We start from the raw sequence: 1,251 nt of genomic DNA on the forward strand, positions 1-1,251 counted from the left end.
GTCGGTGGCCATGGAGTCGCTGGCCCTGCGCACCGCGCTGACCTTCGAGAAGAAGAACGCCGAGGCCGCCGCAGACCTGCAGTCGAAGGGCGTGAAACTCTACGCCTGGTCCGAAGAGGAGCTGCAGAAGTTCCGGGACGCCGCCCAGTCCGCGTGGGTCGACTTCGCAACCACCCCGGAGGCCAAGGCCCTGGTCGACAGCCACATGGCCTACCTGCGTCAGCTCGGTCTGGTTAAGGAGTGATCCTGACCGCCTGAGCACAGTATCCGACGGGCCGTCCGCATGCCGGACGGCCCGTCGTCATATCGCGACCAAACCGTTGCGCGCCTTCACAGACGCCTCCAAACCGTCTGAATCAGTCATACAAAAACCCTACGTCTTGACCTGTCTCCGTGCTCCCGACACAGTCGGAGGGATATCGGTTGAGGCGCTATTCTGCCCCGGTGAAAAGCCATTGCAGGGATCCTCGCCGAGAAAATTAGGTCTGGCCGAACGGGCGAGACCAAAAAGCCGGAACACCGGCACCAATGGGAGGACTTGATGAGAATGATCGCGAAACTTGCGCCCGCAGTTTCGGCTGCCTTGCTCGCCGCCGGGCTCAGCACCGCGGCCATGGCGCAGACCACGAGCCTGCGCATCCAGACGCACTACGCCCCCGAAACCGTATCCGGCAAGCTCGCCGCGCAGTACATCGACAACGTTCAGACGATGTCGAACGGCGAGATCCAGATCGAGATGTTCTACTCGTCCTCGGTCGTGAAGTCGGTCGAGGCGTTCGACGCAGCGGCCACGGGTATTCTCGACTGCGAGATGACCAGCGGCGCCTATCAGACCGGCAAGAACCCGGCCTTCCAGTTCGTCGGCGACATCATGGGCGGCTACTCCACCCCGTATCAGCAGCTTTCCTGGCTGTATTACGGCGGCGGTCTCGACGCGGCCCAGAAGCTGTACAACCAGTTCGACATGCAGCTCATCGGCTGGTGGGTCTACGGGCAGGAGTCCCTGTCGTCGTCCAAGCCGATCCGCAACGCAGAGGACTTCAAGGACTGGAAGTTCCGCTCGCCCCCGGGCATGGAAACCAAGATCTTCGAGAACCTCGGCGCCTCGCCGATCGTGATGGACTTCACCGAGGTCTTCACCGCGCTTGAGTCCGGCATCATCGACGGCGCCGACGCCTCGGGCCTGGCGAACAACCAGTCCCTGGGTCTCTACGACCTGGTGAAGCATGCCAACTATCCCGGCTTCCATTC

General features: G+C 62.4%; 2 protein-coding genes. Both read left to right on the forward strand.

Going from position 1 to position 1,251, the window contains the following annotated elements; translation table 11 throughout:
• Positions 1-244: type 2 periplasmic-binding domain-containing protein (locus tag G578_RS23890; RefSeq protein ID WP_038012949.1), on the forward strand; the 244-nt coding region annotated here is incomplete at its 5' end.
• A 303-nt stretch (positions 245-547) separates the two neighbouring features.
• A partial coding sequence (dctP, locus tag G578_RS0100015; protein WP_211228825.1) for a TRAP transporter substrate-binding protein DctP occupies positions 548-1,251 on the forward strand: 704 nt, incomplete at its 3' end.

The sequence above is a fragment of the Thalassobaculum salexigens DSM 19539 genome (genome assembly GCF_000423805.1).
GTDB classification, from domain to species: domain Bacteria; phylum Pseudomonadota; class Alphaproteobacteria; order Thalassobaculales; family Thalassobaculaceae; genus Thalassobaculum; species Thalassobaculum litoreum.